The following is a 26,635-nucleotide window of genomic DNA, read 5'->3' as shown; positions in this document are numbered from 1 at the left end:
GAAATGCGTTCCCAGGCTCTGCCTGGGAACGAGTAATATCAAATCCTCTCTTGATCGGAATAGTAAATTCACTGTTGACTGTTGACTGTTAACAGTTAACAGTTCACATCATGTATGAGTGCAACCGGAATTGATATAACGAGTAAAGGGTAAGAAGCACCCTAGCAGCGAAATTAACCTTGCAAAACTTCAATTAAAGCATCGCCCATCGCCCGACAACCGACCTGTTTCATGCCTTCTGACATGATATCGCCCGTGCGGTAATTTTTATCCAAAACTTTGATAACTGCTTGCTCGATTTTATTAGCAGCTTCTGGCTGATTTAACCCATAGCGCAACATCATTGCCGCGCTTAAAACTTGGGCGATGGGATTTGCTTTATCTTGTCCGGCGATGTCCGGCGCGGAACCGTGCACTGGTTCAAAAACTCCAGGCCCGCTTGCTCCTAAACTAGCAGAAGGTAGCATTCCAATACTACCAGTTAACATCGCCGCCGCGTCGGAAAGAATGTCGCCGAATAAGTTGCCAGTGACTATGGTATCGAACTGTTTTGGCCAGCGAATCAACTGCATTGCTGCGTTGTCAACGTATAGGTGAGAAAGTTCGACATCGGGGTATTCTTGGGAAAGGGAAATGATGCGATCGCGCCACAGTTGCGAAACATCCAAAACATTCGCTTTATCAACGGAACATAGCCTTTTTCCGCGCTTCCTGGCAGTCTCAAAAGCGACTCGCCCGATTCTGTCAATTTCCGAGTCGGTGTAAGCCATTGTATTTACACCGCGTTTTTCCCCGGTTTCTGTCTCAAAAATGCCTTTGGGTTTGCCGAAATAAATGCCGCCTGTAAGTTCGCGGACTACCATAATATCCACGCCTTCGACAACTTCTTTTTTTAAGGAAGAAGCATCGACTAATTGCGGTAAAATAGTTGCAGGACGCAAATTTGCAAACAATCCCAATCCGGCGCGCATTCCTAATAATCCTGTTTCCGGGCGCTGTTCGCGCGGCAAATTATCCCACTTGTAACCGCCGATGGCTGCTAGTAATACTGCATCGCTGTTGCGGCATTTTTCCATAGTTTTTTCGGGCAGCGGATTGCCTGTTTCGTCAATAGCAGCGCCGCCTATTAATGCTGTTTGAAATTCAAAGCGGATGTCCAATTGTTTGCCGACAAGTTTCAGGACATCTACCGCTACAGCGATAATTTCCGGGCCGATGCCGTCTCCCGGCAAAAGAGTGATGCGGTAGTTTTGAGTCATATCAATTTTGGGGTTTTGATTGTAGATTCTTGAGGAATTATATTATATCTGCTCGCACGATTGTCATAAAATTAGTTTGTAATGAGGGCTAAAGTGTTCGCATTGATGCGGACTAAAGTCCTGACTACAAACCATTTTTATTATGGTAGTTGAGCGGATATAATATGGCGTACAGAAACTTAGGATTATATCAGCTTCTGTGCGCGATCGCACAAACGGGATTTTTGCCCCTGAAGACATTCTATACAGGTACTGACATCAACGAATACTTTCGCGCGCTGACTGGATTTCAACCCCGACAATTCCCAATAGAAACAATCCGCCAAATTCTCAACCGCGAAAATGTGCTGCTGAGGGTGGCGATGGGTTCGGGAAAAACGGAAAGTGCGATCGCCCTTTTGCTCTTCAGCCAATCTCTAAACCTCGATTTTCCCGAAAAACTCATCTATGTTGTGTCGATCAGAACCATCGCTAACAGTCTCCGCTGGTGATCCCCAAGCGGCGGACTAGGCTGCACAAGTTGCTGTGTGGATACCGAAGGTGGATGCAGTACAGTGTTTTTGAGTATTTTTTGACTTTGTGAAGCTTCAGCAGAAGATTTAAATGTTGATTAAGCAGGTGTAGAATTCGCTGTGTATTTATGTTTTAGATGCGGGTTCGGTGAGGCGGACTATTACTTACAGTTCTGAGAAACATTGGGAGGAATGGGCAATAATTTTTTAGATAAAATTATGCACTCGGAGGTTTAGAAACCAGGTTTTTTGGGAAAATATTTGGTTTGGGCAGACTAATTAGGTGAAAAACGCGGTTTCTCTGCCCCCGGTTCTTGTTTCGCGGGATTAATTTGGAGAACCATAGATTAGTTCCTAGCTGTGGCGATGAATCTATTTTATCATAATTCTTGGCAATTCACTATTGCTCTAGTTAACTTTATTCATCACCATCTCTTTAATACCTTCCCACCTCAATATCAAGATTTATTAAATATCCGCAACCAGCTACTGACATAATGCAAGTTTTTATTTATACTTAAAAACGATTAAACCTTTTAAATTAAAGTAATAAAATGTCTGAACTTAGACAAAATCTAATTACCAGAGATTGGGTAATCATCGCCACCGAACGGGCAAAAAGACCGGACAAATTTGCTAACACAAAAAAAACGATTGTAGCAGTGCCGCCATACCGTGCCGATTGCCCGTTTTGTGTGGGAAACGAAGAAGACGGAACCTTAGAAACTTGCCGTTTGACAGATGAGCACACTGGCTGGAAAGTCAGAGCAATGGCTAACAAATATCCCGCCCTCTCCCCGACAGCAGAACGGCTCAGGATATCATCAGGAATTTACCGCACGATGTCGGGAATCGGCATTCACGAAGTAATTGTCGAACACCCGCGACATGATTTGACTACTGCTTTGTTGACCGTTGAAGAAGTTGCCAGCATACTTTTAGTATACCGCCAGCGCTATTTAGAAATTAGAAAATATCCTTATATTGAAACAATTGTGATCTTTAAAAATCACGGCCCAACTGCCGGAACTTCTATCGAACATCCGCACTCGCAAATAGCAGCTACGCCCGTTGTGCCTAACCAATTTCGCAGGCGGATCGACGAAGCTATTAGATATTTTGACGACACTGGAGAATGTTTGTTTTGCCGGACTTTGGAAGATGAGTTAGCGGCGCGTGAGAGAGTAATTTTTGAAAGCAAAGATTTTGTCGCTTGTATCCCTTTTGCTGCACTTTCGCCCTTTCATATTTGGATTTTTCCGCGCCGGCATTCGTCTTCGTTTGATGATATTACTGATGAGGAAATTATTGGTCTTGCTGATACTTTGAAAACTGTACTCGCTCAGCTTTATTACGGATTGAACGATCCAGATTATAATTATAGTATTCGATCGGTTCCCACTGCCGAACAAGGAACCAAATACTTTCATTGGTATATCGCAATTATTCCCAGAGTCACAAAGCAGGCTGGGTTTGAGTTGGGTAGCGGGATGTTTATCAATAGTGCTTTGCCGGAGGAAAGTGCCGAGTTTTTGCGATCGATTAAAATTCCTGACGACCTTAATTTACGCGAAACCTAAAGTATAATAAATCACAAGGATTTTAAAAATGTCCGAGGTCAAGACAGCAGATGATTTGATGAGTTTTAATCATCTCTGGCATAAGTCACAGGATCGCACATTTCAAGCAGATCAACCGAACTCAACGCAAATAATTTCCTGAAGAGTTGAGGATTTTTGCAATCTTGTCTAATGTACAATTGAAATGCAGTACAGCTTAGTTTGCGATCTAAAGCGATCGAGGTACAAGTTGACCCAACTCACAATAAACCTTCGACATACTGCCAGCAGTCATCGCTAAAAGTAGCTTTCAACATATCTCTAATTTTACCGTCGATCGACAATCTCGCTTCGCCAGAGTCGCCACTCTCGCCGATTTCTCGACTGTCATCAGATAAATGTTCTTGAAGGTGGGCCAGAGTATTGGCGAAATTAGCTAGAAAATAATGTTCGTCTACCCACGCTGTGGGATCGGGGATGTTTGGACTTCCAAAAGCCCGATCGACTAAATCCTGTTTGGCAAAATCGTCAGTGTGGTTTTTCATGCTGAGTTCGATTGAAATAAGATTTGCAACTTATCCCAATCTTAAGCTGAATTTTTAACGCTCGTGCGATCGCGATCGACCCACCGCAGTGATAAATTTGTGTAATTCGTGCGATCGCGATCGAGCTTGTTTACTCAGTCGCGTGCTATCATACCACCTCAGAGTTGGCTCTCACAAATTTTTACCTCCGGCAAAATAGACTTGGGCACCATTCCGCGAACTTTTTTTGGGGATTGTTGACAGCCTGCGCCATGCGAAAAATTACCGCAATAGAACACAAAACATCAGCATCTTCCTCTTTGAAACCTGCCAACTTTTACAACCCATAAACCGTCTGTTCTATTGGATATTTTAGGTGTCAGATGGTGGTAAGATTTGTGTGTAGCAAGTCTAAATAATTGGTGCAAAGTATTTTTTTTATGAACCGCAGAGAACGCAGAGGGCGCAGAGAAAGAGAATGCAGAGAAAGGGAATGCAGAGATGAGAAGATGTGAAAAAATGGTTGAGGTTTGTTAGATGTGAGATATTTTACTGATTTTTTAACTTTTTGATAGCGTTGGCAGTTTATTTTTTAAAAGGCAGATTTAGATGTATTTGTTAGGATTTCTATTTGACAAATGAAACTTTTTCCTACAAGCTAATAACTAATAACTAATAACTTATGTTAACACCCTTACCAGATAAATCAGAAATTTCCCAAGGTTCTTCTCGCAACCTGTGGTTTTTTGCTGTTTTGATTTTAATTGTCCTCTTACTAAGTTTGATTGTACAATCATTCTTCAATAAACCCCAACTTTTAACCGACCCGTTTCTGCAATTTCCCACAGCAAACTCGGTGCGAGTTGTGTGGTTTACCGAGTTTATAGGTACTCGCAACACTGTTAGTTACGGAAAAAACTTAAATAAAACTGTCGCAGCAAATACTACCAAGCTAAGCCGCACCAGAGAAGACAAAGACTCGCAAATTCCCGATGAAATGAAACAGGGAATAACTAACAACAATCCCATTGTGCGCGACATCTGGCGGCATGAAGCAGAAGTCCGCAATTTAACGCCCGATGTGCGGATTCCTTATCTAGTAACCAGCTACAAAAAAGACGGCACATCTGTCAGCAGCAAAGTTTTTACACTTTCTCCGACACCAGCAGCAGGAATACCGCTCAAAATCCTTCTCACTTCCGACCATCAATTGATGCCGATGACAGCAGCCAATCTCCAGAAAGTAACAGAAACAATTGATAAAGTTGACGCGGTTTTCATGGCTGGGGATTTAATTAATATAGCCGATCGCGCTTCCGAATGGTTCGACGACTACCGAGGGCGCGCCTTTTTCCCGGCTTTGCAAGGCCGCGCCTTCTCGGAGCTCGACAAAAACGGCATCAAAACAGTGTACGGCGGCGGCGAACTGATCCAGCACGCGCCCTTATTTCCGGCAATTGGGAACCATGAAATCATGGGGAGGTTTTCAACTACCAGCACCCTGAACGACCAGTTTAAGGATGCTTTCCCCCGCGCTGCAGTCCAGAAAATATATCCATACCTCACTCAAAAATATGGGGTAAAAAATCAAGATGTTTTGTTAAAAAATAATAGTTTTAACAGCGATACCTACAACGAAATTTTTAGCTTACCAAGCGACCAAAATTATTATGCCGTGACTTTTGGGGACGTGCGGTTAGTGACTTTGTATGTTACAAATATCTGGCGGACTCCGAATTTAGACCCGGAGGCCAGAGGCAGATATCGGGAACGGGACGAAGATTTTGACCGTCCCGAAAAATGGGGATACGGACAGCATATTTTCGAGCCAATTGTCAAGGGCAGCGATCAATATACTTGGCTGGAAAAAGAATTAAACAGTGTCCAATTTCAGCAGGCAAAATATAAAATTGTGATGTTTCACTACCCGCCACATTCTCTCGGCGACAATATTGTACCTGCTTATACTGACCCGGTACAAATAGTCGATCGCACTGAGGATGGCGAGATTAAGATGGTGCGTTACGAATATCCGAAACAGCAAGATTATCTGATTCGGGATGTGGTGCCGCTGCTAGAAACAGCGGGCGTGCAGTTGGTATTGTACGGACACTCGCATTTGTGGAATCGGTTTGTGAGTTCCAGCGGAATGCACTTTTTGGAGACTTCTAATGTAGGCAACAGTTACGGTGCGTTTGTAGGGGAAAAGCGCCGATTTGTGCCGCCGGCATATCGGGAGGATTACAGCGCTATTGGAGACCCGAACGGATTGGAACCTGTGGTGCCGACTGTAGCGCCTTTGTTGGGGAAAACCGGGCTGCCGCTGCCGTATATTGAGAGCAACGATCTTACGGCTTTCAGTATTTTTGAAACTGGGAACGGTACGGTTAGCAGCTATTATTTTGATACGCGGAAACCGCAGTCAAAAGTTGTAAAATTTGATGAGTTTAAGTTGAAAAATTCGTGAAATTGGGTAGTTGCTTAAGTTACAAAATATTCGTAGAGTGCGTCGCTATTGACATCCCCAAATAAAGATGTAAAATATTACAGCGACGCACGAATCGACAATATTTCAACAGGTTATGGAAGTTCCGAAACTGATAATTTAGGTAGAAAATACTCTCGCTGTCGGTAAAGAGCAAACTTCAGTCTTTTGACTTGTGCTATACTTAGGTAATACATAGTCTATCCAAATTAAACTCACGAGTAGAGTACAGTCATGCCTGAACTAAAACTCTTGGAAAAACAAGAACAAGAAGAAGTAAGCTTTGAGCAGGAAGATGAAGCTCTAGATGATGAGCTTGAATCTAATGGCAACCCAAAATCAGTATTAGACGAGATATCCGAAATTCTTGTGGCTGGAAATGACTGGACAACAGCCACCATACTCGATCAACTTGTTCGTGATAATATTCAACTAAATCCCAGATTTCAAAGACGAGATGCCTGGGATATAACTCGTAAAAGTAGGTTTATTGAATCAATTTTCCTAGGATTTCCTATTCCAGAAATAGTTTTAGCTTCTCCAGACAAAAGACGCGGCAAATTTGTAGTCCTTGATGGCAAACAACGCTTGCTGACGATTCTACAATTTTACGGGATGAGCGAAACTACTAACGATAGTTTTGCTTTGAAAGACTTAGAATTTATGCCAGAACTCAATGGTTGTACCCATAAGGATCTAAAAAACGATCTTATTCATAGTTCTGTACTTGATGCACTCGATAATCAAACTCTTCGTACTACATTGATTCGGAATTGGAAGACAGAAAGTTTACTATACAAAATTTTTCTACGTTTGAATGTAGAAAATACTCCGCTATCTCCACAAGAACTAAGGCAGGCATTACATCCAGGTGATTTTATCAATTTTTTAGATGATGAATCAATTGAAAATCCGGCTTTAAGAAAAATACTTAAGTCCAAAAATCCCGATCCTCGGATGCGCGATGTCGAATTATTGCTGCGATATGTAGGATTTCATCATTTCTTATCCGAGTATCGCGGTAATCTTAAAGTGTTCCTGGATATGACTTGCAAAAAATTAAATAAAGATTGGAAAGAAAAAGAAAATGAGGTCAGATATACAGTTAGCCAATTTGAAAAGGCAGTGAAAACAACCACTAAAATATTTGGACAAGAAAATATATTTCGTGTGTGGTTAAGTAGTTCTAATACTTACCGAAGCAAGTTTAATCGAGCCATTTTAGATGTCATGGTTTTTTATTTTTCATATCCAGTTATTAGAGACGCTGCTGAAAAGAATCCGGTGGCTGTGGCAAATGCTTTTAAAGAGTTATGTTCATCATCTAATAGCGAATTCAGAGAATCTGTTGAGAAAAGCACAACTAGCATTCGTGAAACTCATACTCGTCTTTCACTATGGGGCAAAGCTTTGTTAAAGGTTTTGGATGTAAAGTTTAATGTACCTGAACTTGTGGATAACCGTATTATATTTAACGGTTTGAGGTTGAGGTAAGTTATTCATAGGTATGTCAAAATCAGTGAGATTTCGGACTCTAACCAAGGAGTTAAATAGATTAAAAAAACAATTTATTCCTAAAGTTAGCCCTACAAGTTTATATTCGGATCGGCAGTTAGCATTAACTCTTACTTACAGAGTTTTCGTTCATGCCGAAATTGAGGCTTATTTTGAGGACAGAGTTTGGGAAGTCGCCCTTAATGCTAAAAATAATTGGGATAGCCAGGGTAAGACTTGCCATACTTTAATCTGTTTGCTTGCCTTTTCAGGTCAAATGATGGAAGTACCGCCAGATACACTTAATCCAACGAAGGGAAGTACAAAAGTTAAGGAGGAAAAAATAAAAATAAACAAAAAAATAGATTTAGCTATTAAGAGTTTTAAGCGAGTAATTGACCAAAATCATGGAATTAAAGAAGCTAACCTTCTGGCGTTGCTTTTGCCAATAGGGATAGATACCGATGATTTAGATTCTGCTTGGCTAGGTACGATGAATACGTTTGGGGAGGAAAGAGGTGTTGCGGTACATACTTCAGCGACATCTGCTAAAACTATTAGAGTTCTCAATCCTATAAATGAATTGCAGAGGGTAGAGCAAATTATTCAAGAACTTTTGAGGGTGGATGAGCTGATCGATAATTTAATGAGATAATTGAATAAACCTCCAGCAATTGTCAAAGATTTAATTTTTTCGGTTTCTCGTTTCCGTGCTCTGCTTGGGAAGGCAGATATGGAGGATCTGACTCCCGTGGCCTCGTTTCAAACCTTGTCTTTTGCAGGCGGAACTAAACCCGTTTTATTCAAACCGGCATCAATATCCCTGAGCAATTTTAAATCATCTTCGGGTAAAGAATTAACAGGCGAGTATTTTTCTAGAAACGAGAATGCTTGCCGAAATTCGCGGGGGCGGGAGTCGATCGCGCGATCGAAGTGACAAGGTACAATCCTCTCAAAATCCCAACTCGCGACTCGATCCGCCCAATCGAGAGTTTCCCTCGGCGCGCGGTTGAGAATCAAAGCCTGCAAAACCGGCGCAACCAACAACCGCCCTCCGCCCCGCAAAGCCTCGAACGATCGCGCCCAACCAGGTTTCCACTGGAACGGATACAACCCAAAATAAGCTTTTCTAGAGCGTTCTGGCGCTTTGATAGCTCTGTCAAACACCCCCGACCAGGGCGGCACTTCCAGCACGCTGGGGCGAAAATACATGGCAAATAAGGCTATTCTATGCCATCCTTTGCGCCGATTTTCCTCGGTGTCTGCCACCACATCCGAGGCGGTGTCTTTGGCGTGAAACAGCAGCGGGTAAGAGTCGAGTTGGAGAATCGCGGGCGGGTTTTCCGGAATGGAAACGACGGAATCTGTTAGCATCAGCGTGCGCGACTGCCTGTGAAATAAGGCAACTTCAGCGAAGCGGCCCAAACCGAGGTCGATCGGGCCTAGGATTGCCCAGTCAAATTCACCTGCGAGGGGCGTGTTGCTGCTGTCACGGGGCAGTACAGAGGTGCGTTTTGCCGGCAAACCCAGCCAACTCAGGGGCAAATTTATGGGGAAACTCCACTGCTGCGGGGCGACAAACACCTGCGCTGCAGGAAAACACCTCGCAAACGGGCCGACAAACACTTTGTGCTCGATGCCCGAACCGGTTGTCAGCAAAATATACTTAACTTCGCCGTGCTCTGCTACTAACTCGTTTAGCAAGCGGATGCACTCGCGAGTCGGCGCGACGGGGGCGTAGACTAGAAGGCCTTGGGATTCTAGTTTAATAACTGTCATCCGCACCGGCACAATCACGTAGAAAATGCCTTGCAGTTGGTCAAAAGTCCAGATTTTGTCTTTGACTATTTCTTTGCGGATGGTGCGCCGCTTGCCGTAGGGATATATTGGGACGATCGGCCAAAATGGCCAGGAATAGTCCCGATTGTCTGTCTGTGTTGGTGTTGGTGTGCCTTCGCCCTCTGCCACTGGTGCGACTCCTTGCCGATTTTTTGGTACTTGCGCGCGATCGAACTTTTGTTAATCTTATTTCAATGTTGCGGCGCGGATTCGATGAGTTGAAAATGGGTTACGGGCGATCGGGCTTTTGAAAGTTTCAGTTTTGACTGTCGGCATCAGTAGCATTGAATTTAAAAAATCGGAAAATACTCTAAAATCATCTGCGTCAATCAGTATTGATCTACCATAAACCTGCGGTTTATGTATCTAACCCGTGACTTCTGCAACTCAAGTCTACTTTGCCGTCCCCATCTCCGCCTCCGGCCCATTCACAGCGAGAATATCCAACCGCCCTTTAATCAAAGTATCTCCATCTTAAACCTCGATCGGAATCGTATCTTCCATTGTCAGCACAACAGGAAATTTAAAAATTCCGTTAATCTCATCAACGGTGAAAGTGATAAAAACTTAACCAATTCTTCCTAAACCTTCCCCACTTCTAGATAGCGCCAAAAGTCATTGCTGATTTGCAATAATTCCTGCTGTTCAAAATCAGTCAGCGGTTCCAGAAATAAAGACTCAGCAAAAGAACCTGCTGTTTGTCTTTCCAGTTTGAGAAGGCGGCGAACGTCATTTAGGGAAAGTTGGCTGGCTTCTCAATTTTGAATCATGGCTTTTGTGCGATCGGCTGTTCCTGTCAAGTATATTGCAAACTTGGTATAATCTCATCTTAAAATTGGGATAAATCGATGATGTGTGAGCAACCATTAAAACCCATTAGTATCAGAATCATTCATCTCTCTCTTCCTCTGCGCTCTCTGCGGTTAAATCATTCCGAAAAAACCGTAAACAATCTCAATCCCCAAACAGACAATTACTTGTGATACAATCATACCAGATATCACCCAGAACCAGCCATGCAGCTAGAAGAATATTTTAACTTCCTAAGACCTGACGACATTCGGCTCAAAGGTTCCCGAATCGGCATCGAAACCATTCTTTACGAATACCTGTTTCGCGCCCGAACTCCCGAAGAAATCGCTAACATTTATACATCCCTCACCCTCGAACAAGTTTATGCAACAATTTTGTACTACCTGCACAACAAAGAAGCAGTCGGTAAGTACATAACCGAATGGCTGGAATGGGGCGAAAAAATGCGAGAAGAACAGCGCCGCAATCCTCGTCCAGTGTATGAAAAAATCCGCAAACTGAGAGCAGCAAGAGATGCAATGAGAAAAGCTGATGGCAATCCAGTATCTGTTTGATGAAAATGTCGATCCTGCATATGTTAACCAAATTCGCAGGCGCAATCCCGATCTGGTTGTTCTCGCAGTGGGAGAACTAACAGCACCTTCCAAAGGGACTCTCGACCCAGAAATTCTCATTTGGTGCGAAATCCACAATTTCATTCTCGTTACCAACAATCGCCGCTCTATGCCCGTTCATTTAACAGATCATCTAGAGCAAAATCGCCATATCCCAGGAATATTTATCCTGAATTCCAAGCTGAGTATCGGTCAAAATATTGAGGAACTGATTTTGATTTATCAAGGATCGTTTGATGATGAGTACCAAGATAAAATTGAGCATTTACCGCTACCATAATTCTCACACATCCCCAACATTGACAAAATTGCCCCTGTCTTAAGGAAAATAAACATACTTTGGCCCCAACTTATGCAAACAATAGTTACAAAGAGTAACTGAAGAAAAAACTAACAGCGATGTCACAAGATACGATCGAATCAATTCTGCATGAAAAACGCCTATTCCCGCCCACGGCTGAATTCTCCCAAAAAGCACAGGTCAAAAGCTTAGAAGAGTACCGCGCCCTCTACGACAAAGCCGCTGCTGACCCCCAAGCATTTTGGGCCGAACTCGCTACCCAAGAATTAGACTGGTTCCAAAAGTGGGATACCGTACTCGACTGGCAGCCACCTGTTGCTAAATGGTTTGTCAATGGCAAAATTAACATTTCTTACAATTGTCTCGATCGCCATTTAACCACTTGGCGCAAAAACAAAGCCGCCCTCATCTGGGAAGGCGAACCCGGTGACTCCCGCACGCTGACTTACGCGCAACTCCACCGCGAAGTCTGCCAAATGGCGAATGTCATCAAAGAATTGGGAGTGCAAAAGGGCGATCGCGTCGGCATTTATATGCCCATGATTCCCGAAGCTGCGATCGCCATGCTAGCCTGTGCCAGAATCGGTGCAGTACACAGCGTAATATTCGGCGGATTTAGCGCTGAAGCATTGGGCGATCGCCTCAAGGACGGCGAAGCAAAACTCGTCATCACCGCCGACGGCGGCTTCCGCAAAGATACCGCCGTCGGCCTCAAAGCACAAGTCGATAAAGCATTAGCAAATAACGCCGTACCAAGCGTTACCAACGTTCTCGTAGTTCAGCGTACCAAACAACAAATTGAGATGGAACCGGGGCGCGATATTTGGTGGCACGAACTGCAAAAAAACGCCTCAGCAAATTGTCCCGCCGAACCAATGGATAGCGAAGATATGCTATTCGTACTCTACACCAGCGGCAGCACAGGCAAACCGAAAGGAGTCGTCCACACAATCGGTGGCTACAACCTTTATACCCACATGACAACCAAGTGGATCTTCGACTTGCAAGATACCGATGTTTATTGGTGTACTGCCGATGTCGGATGGATTACAGGCCACAGTTACATCCTCTACGGGCCGCTTTCCAACGGTGCAACAACTTTAATGTATGAAGGTGCGCCCCGCGCGTCGAATCCCGGCTGTTTTTGGGACGTAATTGAAAAATACGGCGTCACTGTTTTCTACACCGCACCAACAGCAATTCGCACCTTTATGAAAATGGGTGAAGACTTGCCCAAGGCGCGCGATTTGTCATCTTTACGATTGTTAGGAACAGTCGGCGAACCGATCAATCCAGAAGCTTGGATGTGGTATCAGCGCGTAATTGGCAACTCAAATTGTCCAATCGTCGATACTTGGTGGCAAACAGAAACGGGCGGAATTATGATTGCCGCTTTGCCCGGTGCAATTCCTACAAAACCCGGTTCTGCCACCCTTCCTTTTCCCGGAATTGTTGCCGATGTCGTCGATCGAGATGGCGAATCAGTAACTAATCAAAGCGGCGGTTATTTAGTTGTCAAACATCCTTGGCCGGGAATGATGCGTACACTTTACAACGATGCCGATCGTTTCCGCCGCACTTATTGGGAATATTTGCACCCCAAAAATGGCGAATTTGTCTACTTTGCTGGAGACGGTGCCCACAAGGATAAAGACGGTTATTTCTGGGTAATGGGCCGCGTTGACGATGTAATTAATGTCGCCGGACACCGACTCGGTACGATGGAAGTTGAATCGGCTTTGGTGTCGCATCCAGCGGTGGCGGAAGCTGCGGTTGTTGGCAAACCGGATGAGATTAAAGGTGAGGAAATTGTCGCTTTTGTGACGTTGGATGACTCGCAGCAACCGAGTCCAGAATTGGAGAAGGAATTGAAGCAGCACGTTGTTAAGGAGATTGGGGCGATCGCCCGTCCCGGCGAAATTCGATTTACCGATGCTTTGCCGAAAACGCGCAGCGGTAAAATTATGCGCCGCTTGCTGCGTTCTTTAGCCGCCGGAGAAGAGGTTTCTGGGGATACTTCGACTTTGGAAGATCGGACTGTTTTGGATAAGTTGCGCGGCGGTTCTTAGGGCTGTGCAACCGCAGATAAACGCGGATGAACGCAGATAAGATTTACATCTGTGTTCATCTGCGGTTTAATTGTTAATTCGCTTATTTACCTCGCCACAAATGAACGGCATCGCTGTTAATTTCCGACCTTACTTGCAGCCAATCTTCTAGCAAGTAGTCATCATCGACTGCTTCTGAATGCTGTTCGTCTTTGAGAATTGCTAAGACGTGAACTCCAGACGGATAGTTGACATGACGGATTTCTGGGTCATATCCTAAGTGTTGAATTTTTGCTAAAACGCGATCGACTGAACCGGCAACAGTCAGATCGACGGCCAGAATAATTTGACCGAGTTTAGCACCCGGTTTTACACATTCGAGAATAACCATTACTCTTTCTCCCTATGCTATCTTAGATTTTTTTACTGTAGCAATGAATTATTTGGCTCATCTATTCTTATCAGACGGTACGCCAGCATCGCTGATTGGCAACCTCTTAGGCGATTTTGTCAAGGGTTCGGCAGTCAATCTTTATTCCGAGGAAATTAGAAACGGCATCGATTTGCACCGGAAAGTCGATCGCTACACGGACTCTCATGCAGTAGTGCGATCGAGTACAAGCCTGGTTTGCGCCCAGAGACGCAGGTTTGCTGGAGTTTTGATAGACGTATTTTACGACCACTTTTTAGCTAAAAATTGGCTGGAATATTCAGAAGTTCCACTCTGCGATTTTGCCCGCCTAGCCTACAAAGTCCTGCAAGACAACCGCGATATATTGCCCGAATCACTTCAGCGGATTATGCCGCAAATAATCGCCCGCGACTTGCTCGGTTCTTATCAGGAAATTAGCGGAATAGATATTGCTCTCCATCGAATGTCGGCAAGAATCAAGCGGACAAATAACTTAGCAGGTGGAGTGGAAGATTTGACAGTTAATTATCAGCAGCTTGAATCAGATTTTACGGCTTTTTTCCCAGACTTAATAAGTTACGCAGCAACTTGCAAAAATCAATATCAAAAATACCAACACTAATCAGTAGGGTGTTTTTGGGTGCACTTGACTGCGATCTGTTCTCACTAATTGCTTTGGGCAGCAAACTCATGTACAATTTAGCCTAAATATGCGAATCTAATCTCAAGTCCAACAAGGTTCAAAATATGGCAACCAGAATTCAGAACCTGCAAGTAACTCAAGTAGTTGATGGCGACAGCATCAAAATTTCTCTCGACGGCAAAACCGAGTCTCTGCGGCTAATTTGCGTCGATACAGAAGAAAGTTACTCCAACAGTTCAAAACCTGTTACAGCAGCCGGCAAAGCAGCTTCGGAAATGGCTAAAAAATACTTCACTACAGCAGATGGTAAATTTGCTCAAATTGACATAGAATTTGATACAGACGATCCGGTTAAACTTGCTCTAGAAAAACATCGCGACAACTACGGCCGTCTCCTCTGTTACGTACATAAAGATGGAGAAAATTACAACCTCAAACTGATTCAACAAGGCTGGAGTCCCTACTTTGTCAAATACGGGCGCTCCCGATTGTATCACCGACCAATGACTGAAGCAGAATCGGCTGCAAAAGCTTACAATTTGATGATTTGGAATCCGATTACCAATGCCAAAATTCCCTGTCGCAACTATACTATTTTACTGCCTTGGTGGTCGATGCGCGGCTCGATTGTTGAAGATTTCCGCTTGTGTGAAGCAACTACAGAAGCGCTTTCTGTGAGGTTGCACTACCAGAAAATTTTAGCAGCTTCTGAGACAGCTAAACCTATTACTATTTTCTGCGATTTACTGTCTGGAATTAATCAATGGATCGGCGGTCATGCTAGAATTTATGCGGGTTCCTCGTATCATAGATTAGATTTGTGGATACCTGATGCTAAAACTGATGAAAAGGCTCCCTTGAAGCGGCTAATCGAGAAGCGTTATGCGGGTATGGGACGGGGATATGTGTATATCAGCGGTAAGATAGAACAATACAAAGGTAAGCCTCAAATAGTTTTAAACAATCTCAAACAATTTTCTGATTTCCCTCCCTAAAATTTACTTTTACATGAATTGAATAAAAAAAACGGACAAATAGCAGGGCTGCATCTATCCGAAAGAATTTGTAGTGCGAGGTTCCCCGGTTGCTTGCTATACAATGCCCGCCAGCGGTTCCTTTCGCAAGTCGTAAAAAAATGCTTTTTGCCAAGCCGGAGATGCTTCCAAGCGAACCAGATAGCTTCGATTCACCCATTGTTTTGATTTCAGTAGCATTACGGTTAAACAATCCAAATTATTCTGTTTATTTTATGAAACTAAATCAATTTATACTATAATACTATCATTACCAATCTGTAGCTGCCAAGAGCTGCGCCATCAATCCCAACTCCAGAGAGGTCAAAGCCATGTGTCAATTACTGGGAATGAACTGCAATGTTCCAACCGATATTTGCTTCTCTTTTGAGGGTTTTTCTGCAAGAGGTGGCAGAACTGACGTTCATCAAGACGGTTGGGGAATTGCTTTTTTTGAAGGTTTGGGGTGTCGCCTTTTTATAGACTCTAAACCTGCTATTGATTCTCCGGTTGCTGAATTAGTGCGCCGCTATCCCATTCATTCAACTAACGTGATTGCTCATATTCGCAAAGCTACTCAAGGCGAAATTTCTCTGGAAAATTGCCATCCTTTTAGTCGGGAACTTTGGGGACGCTATTGGGTGTTTGCTCACAACGGTAATCTGGAAAATTTTCATCCTGAAAGTGCGGGATTTTATCAAGCTGTAGGCAAAACTGACAGCGAAAAAGCATTTTGTTTGATATTAGAAAAGTTGCGAGAAAGTTTCCCTCAAAACAAGCCTGCTTTGACGGAAATTTACGATGTTCTGAACGAAATTACTAAAACTTTGGCAGCGCACGGAATTTTTAATTATTTACTTTCTGATGGAGAACATTTATTTACACACTGTTCTACTAATCTGCATTATATTGTGCGACAAGCACCTTTTGCTAGGGCGCACTCGATCGATGAAGATGTAACTGTCGATTTCCGGGAATTGACACAGGAAGGCGATCGCGTGGCTGTAATTGCCACTTTGCCGCTTACGGATGATGAAGTTTGGACGCAGATTCAGCCGGGAGAATTGCTGGTATTTCAGGATGGTTTTCCTATTAATTTTGAGAGATAACTTGGCGATTTAAATCGCTTCTGGTTATTGATGATTAACTACTCATCAAGAATCATATTTTCAAACAAAATAGGTTCAATTCGCTTCAATACTTCTTTAACTAAATCTTCTGGACATTCACCAATCAAACTTGCTTGCCTTGCGCGATAATCTTGCATAACGGAGTTGAGCAGTCATAATTACACCTGTCACCGTTTCACCTTCTGGAATGGGAATATAAAACGGATTTTTGCGTTGTGTGGTGCTAATGGGACAGACAAACACAAACCCCATTTTTCGGTTAAATTTAGTTTGACTCACAACCAGTGCAGGTCGAGTACCCATTTGTTCGTGTCCTGCTTGAGGATCGAAATTGAGGCGAATGAAATGACCTCGTTCGGGGATGTAGTTTACCAAACTTCTTCTCCTTCTGGTTTTCCCCAAGAGATTTCTTCGCTGGGTTCTATTTCGCCTGCTAATAGTTCATCTAAGGTGTATTTTGAAATTTTATGATTTATAGGCTCTATGACCATTTTTCCATTTTCTATACTGCAAATTACTGAATCATCTGCTTTCAGGTTGAACAATTTTACAATATAGTCTGGTATTGGCAAAGCTAAGGAATTATCCAAGTTGCTGAGGTGTATTTTTGCTGTCATACATTTGCGATTTTAATGCTCAGGTTTATCTATTATAACAGCTAGATATAAATCGCCTACCAGATTTAGTGTTGTAAATATTTTGAGGGCGATCGCCTTCGGGCAATATCATGACTGCAGGTAGTGTCTAAAAAGTCAAAAAATTGGTTTCAACCGCCGGGTGGGCTATGCAAATACGGCTGCTACGGCTTTCGGCAATGCGGCACAAAATATGCAACTGGATACAAATAATCTTCGCCTGATTCATCAATAACTCGGATATATTGATGTTTCGCAGCGCGAATATCCGGTATCACCTGATAGATTTTTCGCAATTCCAAGGATACTGGATAATCTTGATTGTTAATGCAAACTACAAAATTAGTTTCTAAGTTAAACTTCAACATATTTGCACAAAGTCCTCGGTTCAGGAATAAACGAACCTGCTTGTCGCAACTCTTCCAAGTGCAAGACTATTGCTTCTTTAATTTGCTGTTCTACCTCTTCGAGAGTTGTACCTGTTGCCGCACATCCCGGTAAATCTAGAACGTAAGCAGAATAATTGCTGTTGGCTTTTTTAATCGCAATTGCATAACGCATACTTTCGCGCTGCCGATTTGCGGCTGCGTCTGTCAGCAAAATTGACCCTTCCGCTGTCAATTCCCATCTGTCGCGCGGCGAACCTGTTTCGATATATCGTTTAACAAAGCCATCAGCAGCCAGTTTTTTTAAGACCACCATCATGTCAGGTTCTCGCGGTACATCTCGACGAGAAAGTGCATTCGCGAGTTCGTACCAACTCCACTTTCCTTGACCTTTAGCTACTAATTCCAGCAGCACTAATTCTAGCTGGGTTAATTGAGTTAGGTTTTTCATTAAAAGTCCTCTACGCTTGGATGAAATAAAATACCGAATCCTTCTTTTAATTTATAATCTTCAAGAGTAGCTGTATGAGCATTGTTCCAAAGTTCATAAGCATCGTCGGGGTTTGTTGGCTGTCCCGTTGGATAGCCTAGTTTTTTATACCTCAGATACTCGCGCAACTCGTGAGTATAGAAGCGTAAATCAACAGGCTCAGCAACAAGGGCTTGAGTAGCGATACTTCTTAACCTTTCTACCATTTTTAGCTCAGCTTCACCAACTGGATTAAATCTGCGAACATGAGCTTCAACTAAGGAAACGCCTTTATCAGTAATTTTAACATTTTGATAAGATAAGTTGAGAATTTTTCCGCCCGCTTTTGATGGATTGAAGGGTCTGCCACTTATTGCACCTTTTTTTGTCATTTTATTCAAGTGGCTTTAATTTGTTAATTTATCCATTCCACAATTGCCTCTACTTACGCAGCCAAACTATTAACCAGTCTAACTGTAGGTCGGTCTGCACTTGTGGGCGATCGCAAATAACTTCCAGGTAGTGTCGCAACTGCTACAGTGTTTCCCAACAGATCGAAGAACTCAACGCTATAACCTGTTTCTAGTCCTTCAACGTGATGCTGTTCAACAACCGTACCGATATCGCCGGCATAAAGCCCTTCTTCTGGAAGGTTGAACAGCAAGATCACATCCGAATAAAGTTTATAGTTCATAATTATTCTGCTTCGGGAAATTTTTGCTCGTATTGGGCTAAAATTTCTCGAACTGTTTCGGCCGCGATGTCTGATAGGTCTGATTTAGAATAGATAGTCACCAAAACTATCGAATCGCTAGTTTTGAGGTAATAAATAGCACGGTAGCCCGCACTTTTGCCTTTTTGAATGTCGCTGTTTTTAATTCTGACTTTGAAAATTTCGTACTCCATTCCCGGAATGCGATCGCCCGGAAGTTCCCCCGCTTGAAGTTGTTCGATTACAGGCTGAATGTCGTTGCGAATGTTGCGATAGCGTTTGCCTAAATTTCGCAAGTCTCTTTGAAATCGGGGGGTGAGTTCAATTGCGATCGGTTGCGGATCAGTTGTCATCGATGCCGTCCCACAGTTGAGACAAGGGGAGAGTTTGTCCGGTAATTGCCTCATGGAAGCCTTGCTGAATCCCTTCGATGACTGTCTCAGTGGGGTCATCATCAGGATCGATATCAGTGTTTTGACGAATTTTTTGTTGCAGTTCTTTGAAGCGTCCTTTATAGATATCTTCCCATTTATCGGACTGCAAGAATTTGATAAAAGCTAAGACTTCTTGTTGTTGGTCGGGCGATAAGACCTTTACATTTTCCAAAATGGCTTGTTCTACGCTCATAATTATCCCTTTTTTTAATTGCTATTTTACAATCTAGTAACAACATTATATCAAACGGGTGGGTCAACAGCAATTCAAAGTTTGATAAATTACTAGGAAACTACTGCAAAATCGGTGTATTGTCGCATTCCCTGCTCGTGAAATGCCAACACAATATCTTCCTTGGGAACCCCTGCACGCACCAAATCCGTTGCAATCCCATCTTCTGTCCAGTCTTCCTCGATCCAGAATTTGCGATCGCGAATCCGAACGTAAACAGTGATACCGGTAATGCGATCGCCCTTTTGCCAGCCAAGATTTATCCAGATGTAATGACCGTTTTGCTCGTCTGCAATCAAGAATGTCTCGATGTCTTGTTGAGAAGGGCGATTATTGCACAATTCTATATACTCGGTCAAAATACGCTTGATTAGTTTGGGATATTCGATTAGTTGATCCATTCACAATTTTCTCTACTTCTGTATTTACGATAATTATTTTATAGATGACAAGCAGATAGTTTGGAATCTAACCAATGCAATCCCAATCCCCAGCTATTTCCACCAGGGACGATGACTCTTCTATGTCCTAACCAATATACAAAAGTATGGGGAAGATGACCAAGGGGAGCGCGGAGTTCATAGGTCATTCTACTATTAAATGAATCCCATTTAACGTATTCGCAGAATTTGTCATAATCTTTGCCCGCTTCTTGCCAAATAGACCTTTGTACTGAAAATCCGAAACGCTCATTTGAGTATTTTACCCAAAGTTGGTTAATTGTTTGGAGGTCTGTACAAGGAAAGTTTACCCAATCTGAATGCCCTAAATAGCCTAATTTTTCACAGCACGCTACCCAAAGTATAATTTGTTTAGTTTCGCAATCAGCTTCTTTAAACTTGCCCTCGGCTAAAAAATTGCGTAATTGAGTGTAATCAGCTCCGCTTTCTGAAGCTAGATTAAGAAATTGGTTGTCATAATTTAAAGATTGAAAATCACTCATGGTCAGCGCCTAAGATATTTTGAATATGAGATTATTTGACTTGAGCCGTATGAATTTGCTTCGCGCCCGCTTCGAGAAACCCATGCTTGAGTTAATTATAGTTTTGTAGGGTGCGTTAGGCGGTAGCCGTAACGCACCCATACTAATACTAGCTGCCGCCAATCCGAGCGACATCACGAGCGTTTTCTTCAAACGCAGCCGTCAGCGCATCATCACCGCTTAAACCCGATGCGATCGCCCTTTCAATGGCCTGCAACACCCGCTTGTAATCCCGCGGCATCACCTTCACAAACACCGGCACCATCTCATCCCACGCAGCAAGAACCTTCGACGCTTTCGCACTTCCAGTCAAATCAACATGAGTTTGAAGCATCAGCCGCAAATCAGCAATCTCCTCAACATCCTCCAATTTTTCCAAATCCACCATCGACATATTGCAGCGAGTAGCAAAATCCCCCGCCTCATCCAAAATGTAAGCAACACCGCCACTCATACCCGCTGCAAAATTGCGCCCGGTTTCACCCAAAACTACAACCTTGCCGCCAGTCATGTACTCGCAACCGTGATCGCCCACACCTTCAACTACGGCATTCACGCCGGAGTTACGCACCCCAAAACGTTCGCCCGCCATCCCCCGGATGAAAACATCACCAGCGGTTGCTCCGTAAAGCACCACGTTGCCGACAATCACATTTTCCTCTGCGACAAAGGTAGAAGCCGGCGACGGATACAAGATGATTTTGCCGCCGCTCAGGCCCTTGCCCAAATAGTCGTTGGCCTCGCCTTCGAGCTCCAGGGTGACTCCCTTGGGTACGAATGCGCCAAAGCTTTGTCCCGCGCTACCTTGGAAGTGCAGGTGTACCGTGTCATCGGGTAAACCTTCCCAGTGGCGTTTGGTGATTTCGTTGCCGAGAATTGTGCCCACAACGCGGTTGATGTTGGTAATCGGCAGTTTGGCGTGCACTTTTTCGCCGTTTTCGATCGCACCTTTGCACAAATCCAACAACACAGTCATATCCATCGACTTGGACAACCCGTGATCCTGCGCCATCTGACAGTAGCGCCCGACATCCGCCCCAACATCCGGCTGGTAAAGGATTTTCGAGAAATCCAAACCCTTGGCCTTCCAATGCGCCACCGCTTGCTGAGGTTCCAAAACATCAGTCCGCCCCACCATTTCATTCAGCGTGCGGAAACCCAACTGCGCCATAATTTCCCGGACTTCCTGGGCGACGAAGGTCATAAAGTTTACCGTGTGATCCGGATCGCCGGTAAAGTTTTTCCGCAGCAGCGGATCTTGGGTTGCAACACCCACCGGGCAAGTGTTCAGGTGACATACGCGCATCATGATGCAGCCCAATGTCACCAGCGGCGCGGTAGCAAATCCGAATTCCTCCGCACCCAGCAAGGCCGCAATTGCTACATCGCGACCGGTTTTCATTTGTCCGTCGGTTTCGACAACAATCCGGCTGCGGAGATTGTTGAGTACCAAAGTTTGGTGAGTTTCGGCCAATCCCAATTCCCAAGGTAATCCCGCGTGTTTGATCGAAGTCTGCGGCGACGCGCCGGTACCGCCGTCGTAGCCGGAGATGAGCACCACATCGGCGTGGGCCTTCGCAACCCCAGCGGCGATCGTCCCGACTCCCACTTCCGACACCAATTTGACGCTAATCCGCGCTTCCCGGTTGGAATTTTTCAAGTCGTGAATCAATTCGGCCAAATCTTCGATCGAATAAATGTCGTGGTGAGGAGGAGGCGAAATCAAACCCACACCAGGAGTCGAATTCCGTACTTTCGCAATCCACGGGTATACTTTTTTACCAGGCAACTGTCCGCCTTCTCCGGGTTTTGCCCCTTGCGCCATCTTGATTTGCAGTTCCTTGGCTTGGGAAAGATACAAGCTGGTAACGCCGAAACGCCCAGAAGCAACTTGTTTGATCGCGCTGTTTTTCGAGTCGCCGCGATCGTTTGTCCAAGTATATCTTTCCGGATCTTCGCCACCTTCACCGGTGTTCGATTTACCACCAATGCGGTTCATCGCTACAGCCAAAGATTCGTGGGCTTCTTGGGAAATCGAACCGTAACTCATCGCCCCAGTTTTGAAGCGTTTGAGAATAGATTCCACGGGTTCGACTTCCTCAATCGGGATTGATTCCCGCTGCTTGAATTGCAACAAACCGCGCAAGGTAAAATGCTGCTGGTTTTGTTCGTTTACCAGGGCAGAATACTTTTGGAAAAGCGGGTAACTTCCTTCGCGAACTGCTTGTTGTAGCGCGTGAATTGTCTGCGGGCTAAACAAGTGGGCTTCACCTTCTTTTCGCCACTGATATTCGCCGCCGACATCGAGAGTATGTCCGCTGCTGGGGCGTTCTGGGAAGGCGTGGGTGTGGCGCAAAATTGCTTCTTGGGCGATAACTTCCAAGTCTACACCTTCAATCCGGGAAGCTGTCCAAGCAAAGTATTTATCGACTACGGATTTGTTCAAGCCAATTGCTTCAAAAATCTGCGCGCCGCGATAACTTTGAATTGTGGAAATCCCGATTTTTGATGCAACTTTGGTCACGCCTTTGGTGGCGGCTTTGATGTAGTTTTTGCAAGCTGTTTTGTAATCGACATTTAGCAGCAAACCTTGTTTGATCGAATCGGCGATTGTCTCGAAGGCCAAATACGGATTAATTGCACCGCAACCGTAGCCGATTAAAGTTGCAAAGTGGTGCACTTCTCGCGGTTCGCCGGATTCGAGAACGAGTCCCGCCCGCGTGCGCGTACCTTGACGGATCAAGTGGTGGTGGAGGCCCGCAACCGCCAGCAGTGCCGGAATTGAGGCTTTGTCGGAATTGATGCCCCGATCGCTCAAAATGATGATATTCACCCCAGAGGCGATCGCGCTATCTGCTGCTGCAAATACATCTTCTAAGGCTTGTTCTAGACCTTTTACCCCGGTTTTGGGGTCGAACAAAATTGGCAGCGAAATCGAGCGGAAATTGCCCGTTTTTACGTGTTTGAGTTTAGCCAATTCTTCATTGCTGAGAATTGGTGTTTTCAGTTCGATTAAATGACAGCTTTCCGGTTCTGGTTTCAGCAAATTGCGTTCAGCGCCGATCGTAGTTTCGGCAGAAGTGACAATTTCTTCGCGGATCGAATCGATCGGCGGATTGGTAACTTGAGCAAACAGTTGCTGGAAGTATTCGTAAAGCAGCTTTGGTCTGTTCGACAAAACGGCCAGCGGCGTATCTGCACCCATTGCACCGATAGCTTCCACGCCGTTTGTTGCCATTGGCGCTAACAGCAACCGCAGTTCTTCAAAGGTGTAGCCAAAGGCCATTTGGCGCTGGATCAATGTTTCGGGGTCGGATTCTGCGACTGCTGGCGCATCTGGGAGTTTGGCAATCTCGACCATGTGCTGGTCAATCCACTGGCGGTACGGGTGTTCTGTGGCGATTTTGGTCTTAATTTCTTCGTCAGAAACGATGCGGCCTTCCTCAGTATTTACTAGGAACAGCCGCCCCGGTTGCAGGCGGCCTTTTGATAGGATTCTTTCTGGGGCGATCGGCAAAACTCCGGCTTCCGATGCCATAATTACTAAGTCGTCTTTGGTGACGCAGTAGCGGGAAGGGCGCAAACCGTTGCGATCGAGCACTGCGCCGATCGATGTTCCATCAGTAAATGCGATCGAAGCCGGGCCGTCCCAAGGTTCCATCAAGCAGGAATGGTATTCGTAGAAAGCTTTTTTCTCGTCACTCATCGACTCGTGGGCCGTCCAAGGTTCGGGAATCATCATCATTACGGCGTGGGGTAAAGAACGCCCGGCCAAATACAGCAATTCCAAAGCGTTGTCAAAGATTGTCGAGTCGCTACCTTCGATGTTGATTAAGTTCGGGATTTTCTTTAAATCGTCTCCGAACAACTCCGACTCGAACAAGGATTGCCGCGCGTGCATCCAGTTGATGTTGCCGCGCATGGTGTTGATTTCGCCGTTGTGGGCGATGTAGCGATAAGGGTGCGATCGTTCCCAACTCGGAAAAGTATTGGTGCTGAAGCGCGAGTGAACTAGGGCTAGAGCGCTTTCCATGTCGGGGTCGTGGAGGTCGGGATAGTAATCTCCCACTTGCACCGGCATTAACATTCCTTTGTAGACGATCGTCCGGCAGGAGAGTGTGGAATTATACCAATAGGGGTCTACTTCCGTCCTGCGGATGGCGTTGTGAGCGCGTTTGCGGATGACGTACAGTTTCCGCTCGAAGGCAGCCTCGTCGATACCTGTGGCGCGCCGGAGGAACACTTGCTGCATGAAGGGTTCGCTAGATTTGGCGGTGTCGCCGAGGGACGAGTTGTCTGTGGGAACTTCGCGCCAGCCGAGCACTTCTTGGCCTTCTTCTGCCGCGATTTCCTCAAAGATGCGCTGGCCGTTTTCGCGTTCCGTCTGATTTGGCGATGAGTAAATCGCGCCAACTCCGTACTCGCCGGCTTCTGGAAGTTGGATGTTGAGGGCCGCCGTTACTTTTTTCATGAATTTGTGCGGCACTTGCATCAAAATTCCCGCTCCGTCTCCGGTGTTGGGTTCGCAGCCGCAGGCCCCCCGGTGGTCGAGGTTCAGCAGGATTGTTAGTCCCTGTTCGACGATTTCGTGGGATTTGTTTCCTTTCATGTGTACGATGAACCCGACTCCGCAAGCATCGTGCTCGAACTGCGGATCGTAAAGGCCTTGTTTTGCTGGCAGTCCGTTGCTATTCATTTGGATAAGTCTCTCAAAGTGATCAAAAAATTGCGATCTAGAGCAGAGCGCGGGATGACGATCGATCTAGTATGATGTATTATATATAGATTTACTGTATTGGGTAGATGCAGGAAAAAATTATTGCTGGTGCGATCGATCGTGCAAAAATATTTATAACCGATGAGTTAAGTGTTAGGAACTCCGGGCTAAATATTTATGCTGAAAAAATATCTAATTATTAGCGCGTCTAGATTGGAATGATTTAACCGCAGAGAACGCAGAGAACGCAGAGTCAGAGAAGAGAGAGAAATAATTAGGATGTCAACTGAAATCTTGCATCATTGTCAAAATAGCATTCAACGTATTCAGGAAACATTTTCATGAACGGGCAAAAAATACTCCTAGATCCGGTTTTACCGACAGAAGCAGAAACAATTGCTATCAAGTTGTTGGATAAAATGCTATCCCTCAAGATAGAAAATGGTGATTCTGAGACATTAAAAGTAAAACTTGTGGAAGTGGGCGGGGAAGAAATCGCACTTCCTGAATCTCTCTATCAATTGTTGTGTCAAGCCACACATTTAATGGCGGCTGGTAAAGCAGTATCTTTAGGGCCGATTGAGCAAGATATGACTGTTGAAGCAACTGCTAGTTTGCTGAATGTGTCGCCAGAATTTGTGGTCAAATTACTAGATGACGGGGAAATTACCTATGGAAAATTAGGAAACCAGCGGCGGATTAGTTTGGCAAGTGCGATCGCATACAAACAGCAGCGTAGTGTTAAGCGCCGTGAAATTCTCAAGGAATTAGCTGAGTTTAGCCAGGAAGAGGAATTGCATGAGACCAGAGTATACAGCTAGCAGGTTGATTCCTTATCGTGTTGTTTTGGATTCCTGCGTGATATTTCCTATGCACTTGCGCGATACGCTATTTCGTGCTGCGGAGATTGGGTTGTATGATTTATATTGGTCGCAAGAAATTTGAGACGGTGCAACTCGCAATCTTGTTAATACTGGAAGGATGAAAAGTGAGAGGGTGGCGCGTTTTGAGGCTGCACTTAAGGCAGCTTTTTCTAATGCAATGGTTGAAGTTCCAGAGAATTTGATTCAACAGATGACTAACGATCCAGGGGATCGCCATGTCTCTGCGGCTGCGGTAGTTGCTAAAGCTCAAGTTATTGTTACATCCAACCTGAGAGATTTTCCACGAGAGTCTTTAAATCCTTGGGGAATTACAGCTATGCACCCCGATGTTTTTCTGAATCGTCTTTATGAGGTTGCACCGGATTTGATGGCTAATGTAGTCAGCAAACAAGTTGAGGATTTGAAAAATCTACCCCTGACTGTTGATGAATTACTTGTCAGGTTGAGGGGAGAATTTCCGGTTTTTTCAGATAAGATTCAACGCTATTATGAGAATATTTCGTAGGTTGTAGTTAAGGGCGATCGCTATGCACAAAAA

General features: G+C 44.6%; 29 protein-coding genes. 14 read left to right on the top strand and 15 right to left on the bottom strand.

Translation table 11 applies throughout. The annotated features are described in order from the left end of the window. Positions 1–173: 173 nt before the first annotated feature. On the bottom strand, positions 174–1,259 hold the full coding sequence (leuB, locus tag QT998_RS03200; RefSeq protein ID WP_333114037.1) for a 3-isopropylmalate dehydrogenase: 1,086 nt from the start codon (positions 1,257–1,259) through the stop codon (positions 174–176). A 164-nt stretch (positions 1,260–1,423) separates the two neighbouring features. Here leuB and QT998_RS03195 point away from each other — a divergent pair, with 164 nt between their 5' ends. The 3 genes from QT998_RS03195 (at position 1,424) to galT (ending at position 3,351) form a co-directional block, all read left to right on the top strand. Further along, entirely contained in the window at positions 1,424–1,750 is a 327-nt protein-coding gene (locus QT998_RS03195) for an ATP-dependent RNA helicase (protein ID WP_333090341.1), read from the top strand. After that, positions 1,747–1,842: a CRISPR-associated endonuclease Cas2 gene (locus tag QT998_RS03190; protein WP_333090342.1), complete on the top strand. Its 96-nt coding sequence runs from the start codon at positions 1,747–1,749 to the stop codon at positions 1,840–1,842. Before QT998_RS03195 ends, QT998_RS03190 begins: the two co-directional genes overlap by 4 nt. Positions 1,843–2,325: 483 nt before the next feature. Then, positions 2,326–3,351: a galactose-1-phosphate uridylyltransferase gene (gene galT / locus QT998_RS03185; protein WP_333090344.1), complete on the top strand. Its 1,026-nt coding sequence runs from the start codon at positions 2,326–2,328 to the stop codon at positions 3,349–3,351. Positions 3,352–3,590: 239 nt separating this feature from the next. On the opposite strand, the gene QT998_RS03180 is transcribed toward galT, so the two are convergent. Then, positions 3,591–3,875, bottom strand: coding sequence for a hypothetical protein (locus tag QT998_RS03180; protein ID WP_194008076.1), 285 nt, complete (start codon positions 3,873–3,875; stop codon positions 3,591–3,593). A 661-nt stretch (positions 3,876–4,536) separates the two neighbouring features. Between QT998_RS03180 and QT998_RS03175 the strand changes: the two genes are divergently transcribed. From QT998_RS03175 to QT998_RS03165, 3 genes are all read left to right on the top strand, one after another. Next, positions 4,537–6,321, top strand: coding sequence for a metallophosphoesterase family protein (locus QT998_RS03175; protein WP_333114035.1), 1,785 nt, complete (start codon positions 4,537–4,539; stop codon positions 6,319–6,321). 252 nt (positions 6,322–6,573) lie between these two features. Continuing rightward, positions 6,574–7,833 carry a DUF262 domain-containing protein gene (locus tag QT998_RS03170; RefSeq protein WP_333090348.1) on the top strand — a complete coding sequence of 420 codons (1,260 nt, stop codon included), beginning with the start codon at positions 6,574–6,576 and terminating at the stop codon, positions 7,831–7,833. Between the two features lie 13 nt (positions 7,834–7,846). Beyond that, positions 7,847–8,488, top strand: coding sequence for a HEPN domain-containing protein (locus QT998_RS03165; protein ID WP_333090349.1), 642 nt, complete (start codon positions 7,847–7,849; stop codon positions 8,486–8,488). A 107-nt stretch (positions 8,489–8,595) separates the two neighbouring features. On the opposite strand, the gene QT998_RS03160 is transcribed toward QT998_RS03165, so the two are convergent. Beyond that, positions 8,596–9,801, bottom strand: a complete 1,206-nt coding sequence (locus tag QT998_RS03160; RefSeq protein ID WP_333114033.1) for a DUF4336 domain-containing protein — start codon at positions 9,799–9,801, stop codon at positions 8,596–8,598. Positions 9,802–10,688: 887 nt separating this feature from the next. Here QT998_RS03160 and QT998_RS03155 point away from each other — a divergent pair. The 3 genes from QT998_RS03155 (at position 10,689) to acs (ending at position 13,469) form a co-directional block, all read left to right on the top strand. After that, entirely contained in the window at positions 10,689–11,039 is a 351-nt protein-coding gene (locus tag QT998_RS03155; protein ID WP_333090351.1) for a DUF433 domain-containing protein, read from the top strand. Continuing rightward, positions 11,017–11,379 carry a DUF5615 family PIN-like protein gene (locus QT998_RS03150; RefSeq protein WP_333090353.1) on the top strand — a complete coding sequence of 121 codons (363 nt, stop codon included), beginning with the start codon at positions 11,017–11,019 and terminating at the stop codon, positions 11,377–11,379. The genes QT998_RS03155 and QT998_RS03150 overlap by 23 nt, the downstream gene beginning before the upstream one ends. 119 nt (positions 11,380–11,498) lie before the next feature. Next, complete coding sequence (acs, locus tag QT998_RS03145) at positions 11,499–13,469, top strand: acetate--CoA ligase (RefSeq protein WP_333114032.1); 1,971 nt, start codon at positions 11,499–11,501, stop codon at positions 13,467–13,469. A gap of 82 nt (positions 13,470–13,551) precedes the next feature. On the opposite strand, the gene QT998_RS03140 is transcribed toward acs, so the two are convergent. Continuing rightward, entirely contained in the window at positions 13,552–13,839 is a 288-nt protein-coding gene (locus QT998_RS03140) for a hypothetical protein (RefSeq protein ID WP_194067522.1), read from the bottom strand. Positions 13,840–13,882: 43 nt separating this feature from the next. Here QT998_RS03140 and QT998_RS03135 point away from each other — a divergent pair, with 43 nt between their 5' ends. The 3 genes from QT998_RS03135 (at position 13,883) to QT998_RS03125 (ending at position 16,625) form a co-directional block, all read left to right on the top strand. Next, positions 13,883–14,482: an acyl carrier protein phosphodiesterase gene (locus QT998_RS03135; protein ID WP_194067521.1), complete on the top strand. Its 600-nt coding sequence runs from the start codon at positions 13,883–13,885 to the stop codon at positions 14,480–14,482. Positions 14,483–14,607: 125 nt separating this feature from the next. Then, positions 14,608–15,498 (top strand): thermonuclease family protein, encoded by an 891-nt coding sequence (locus QT998_RS03130; RefSeq protein WP_194067520.1) that lies wholly within the window; start codon positions 14,608–14,610, stop codon positions 15,496–15,498. 350 nt (positions 15,499–15,848) lie between these two features. After that, complete coding sequence (locus QT998_RS03125; RefSeq protein ID WP_194067519.1) at positions 15,849–16,625, top strand: class II glutamine amidotransferase; 777 nt, start codon at positions 15,849–15,851, stop codon at positions 16,623–16,625. A gap of 117 nt (positions 16,626–16,742) precedes the next feature. Here QT998_RS03125 and QT998_RS03120 read toward each other — a convergent pair whose 3' ends face one another. The 11 genes from QT998_RS03120 to gltB all read right to left on the bottom strand — a co-directional run bounded on the left by QT998_RS03120 (position 16,743) and on the right by gltB (position 25,192). Next, on the bottom strand, positions 16,743–17,021 hold the full coding sequence (locus QT998_RS03120; protein WP_228049973.1) for a type II toxin-antitoxin system PemK/MazF family toxin: 279 nt from the start codon (positions 17,019–17,021) through the stop codon (positions 16,743–16,745). After that, complete coding sequence (locus QT998_RS03115) at positions 17,015–17,263, bottom strand: AbrB/MazE/SpoVT family DNA-binding domain-containing protein (RefSeq protein WP_194067518.1); 249 nt, start codon at positions 17,261–17,263, stop codon at positions 17,015–17,017. Before QT998_RS03115 ends, QT998_RS03120 begins: the two co-directional genes overlap by 7 nt. A gap of 182 nt (positions 17,264–17,445) precedes the next feature. Further along, positions 17,446–17,649, bottom strand: a complete 204-nt coding sequence (locus tag QT998_RS03110; RefSeq protein WP_194067517.1) for a hypothetical protein — start codon at positions 17,647–17,649, stop codon at positions 17,446–17,448. Next, the gene (locus QT998_RS03105; protein ID WP_333090360.1) at positions 17,636–18,118 is read right to left on the bottom strand and encodes a type II toxin-antitoxin system HicB family antitoxin; all 483 of its coding nucleotides are present in this window, start codon (positions 18,116–18,118) and stop codon (positions 17,636–17,638) included. The genes QT998_RS03110 and QT998_RS03105 overlap by 14 nt, the downstream gene beginning before the upstream one ends. Beyond that, complete coding sequence (locus tag QT998_RS03100) at positions 18,118–18,528, bottom strand: hypothetical protein (protein ID WP_194067516.1); 411 nt, start codon at positions 18,526–18,528, stop codon at positions 18,118–18,120. Before QT998_RS03100 ends, QT998_RS03105 begins: the two co-directional genes overlap by 1 nt. Positions 18,529–18,581: 53 nt before the next feature. Continuing rightward, positions 18,582–18,830 (bottom strand): DUF4926 domain-containing protein, encoded by a 249-nt coding sequence (locus QT998_RS03095; RefSeq protein ID WP_333090362.1) that lies wholly within the window; start codon positions 18,828–18,830, stop codon positions 18,582–18,584. 2 nt (positions 18,831–18,832) lie between these two features. Next, positions 18,833–19,201 carry a type II toxin-antitoxin system RelE family toxin gene (locus QT998_RS03090; protein WP_333090364.1) on the bottom strand — a complete coding sequence of 123 codons (369 nt, stop codon included), beginning with the start codon at positions 19,199–19,201 and terminating at the stop codon, positions 18,833–18,835. Further along, positions 19,191–19,475 (bottom strand): hypothetical protein, encoded by a 285-nt coding sequence (locus tag QT998_RS03085; RefSeq protein ID WP_333114029.1) that lies wholly within the window; start codon positions 19,473–19,475, stop codon positions 19,191–19,193. Before QT998_RS03085 ends, QT998_RS03090 begins: the two co-directional genes overlap by 11 nt. 92 nt (positions 19,476–19,567) lie before the next feature. Continuing rightward, complete coding sequence (locus QT998_RS03080) at positions 19,568–19,915, bottom strand: XisI protein (RefSeq protein WP_333114026.1); 348 nt, start codon at positions 19,913–19,915, stop codon at positions 19,568–19,570. Between the two features lie 38 nt (positions 19,916–19,953). Beyond that, positions 19,954–20,457, bottom strand: a complete 504-nt coding sequence (locus QT998_RS03075; protein WP_190693291.1) for a GUN4 domain-containing protein — start codon at positions 20,455–20,457, stop codon at positions 19,954–19,956. Positions 20,458–20,605: 148 nt separating this feature from the next. Next, positions 20,606–25,192, bottom strand: a complete 4,587-nt coding sequence (gltB, locus tag QT998_RS03070) for a glutamate synthase large subunit (protein WP_333114021.1) — start codon at positions 25,190–25,192, stop codon at positions 20,606–20,608. Positions 25,193–25,554: 362 nt separating this feature from the next. Between gltB and QT998_RS03065 the strand changes: the two genes are divergently transcribed. Both QT998_RS03065 and QT998_RS03060 read left to right on the top strand, forming a co-directional pair. After that, the gene (locus QT998_RS03065) at positions 25,555–26,034 is read left to right on the top strand and encodes a helix-turn-helix domain-containing protein (protein ID WP_333090377.1); all 480 of its coding nucleotides are present in this window, start codon (positions 25,555–25,557) and stop codon (positions 26,032–26,034) included. Between the two features lie 160 nt (positions 26,035–26,194). Further along, the gene (locus QT998_RS03060; RefSeq protein ID WP_333114019.1) at positions 26,195–26,602 is read left to right on the top strand and encodes a PIN domain-containing protein; all 408 of its coding nucleotides are present in this window, start codon (positions 26,195–26,197) and stop codon (positions 26,600–26,602) included. Positions 26,603–26,635: the final 33 nt, after the last annotated feature.

The organism is Microcoleus sp. S1D4 (genome assembly GCF_036700765.1).
Classification (GTDB): Bacteria; Cyanobacteriota; Cyanobacteriia; order Cyanobacteriales; family Microcoleaceae; genus Microcoleus.
This window is presented reverse-complemented; position numbering and strand designations above follow the sequence as displayed.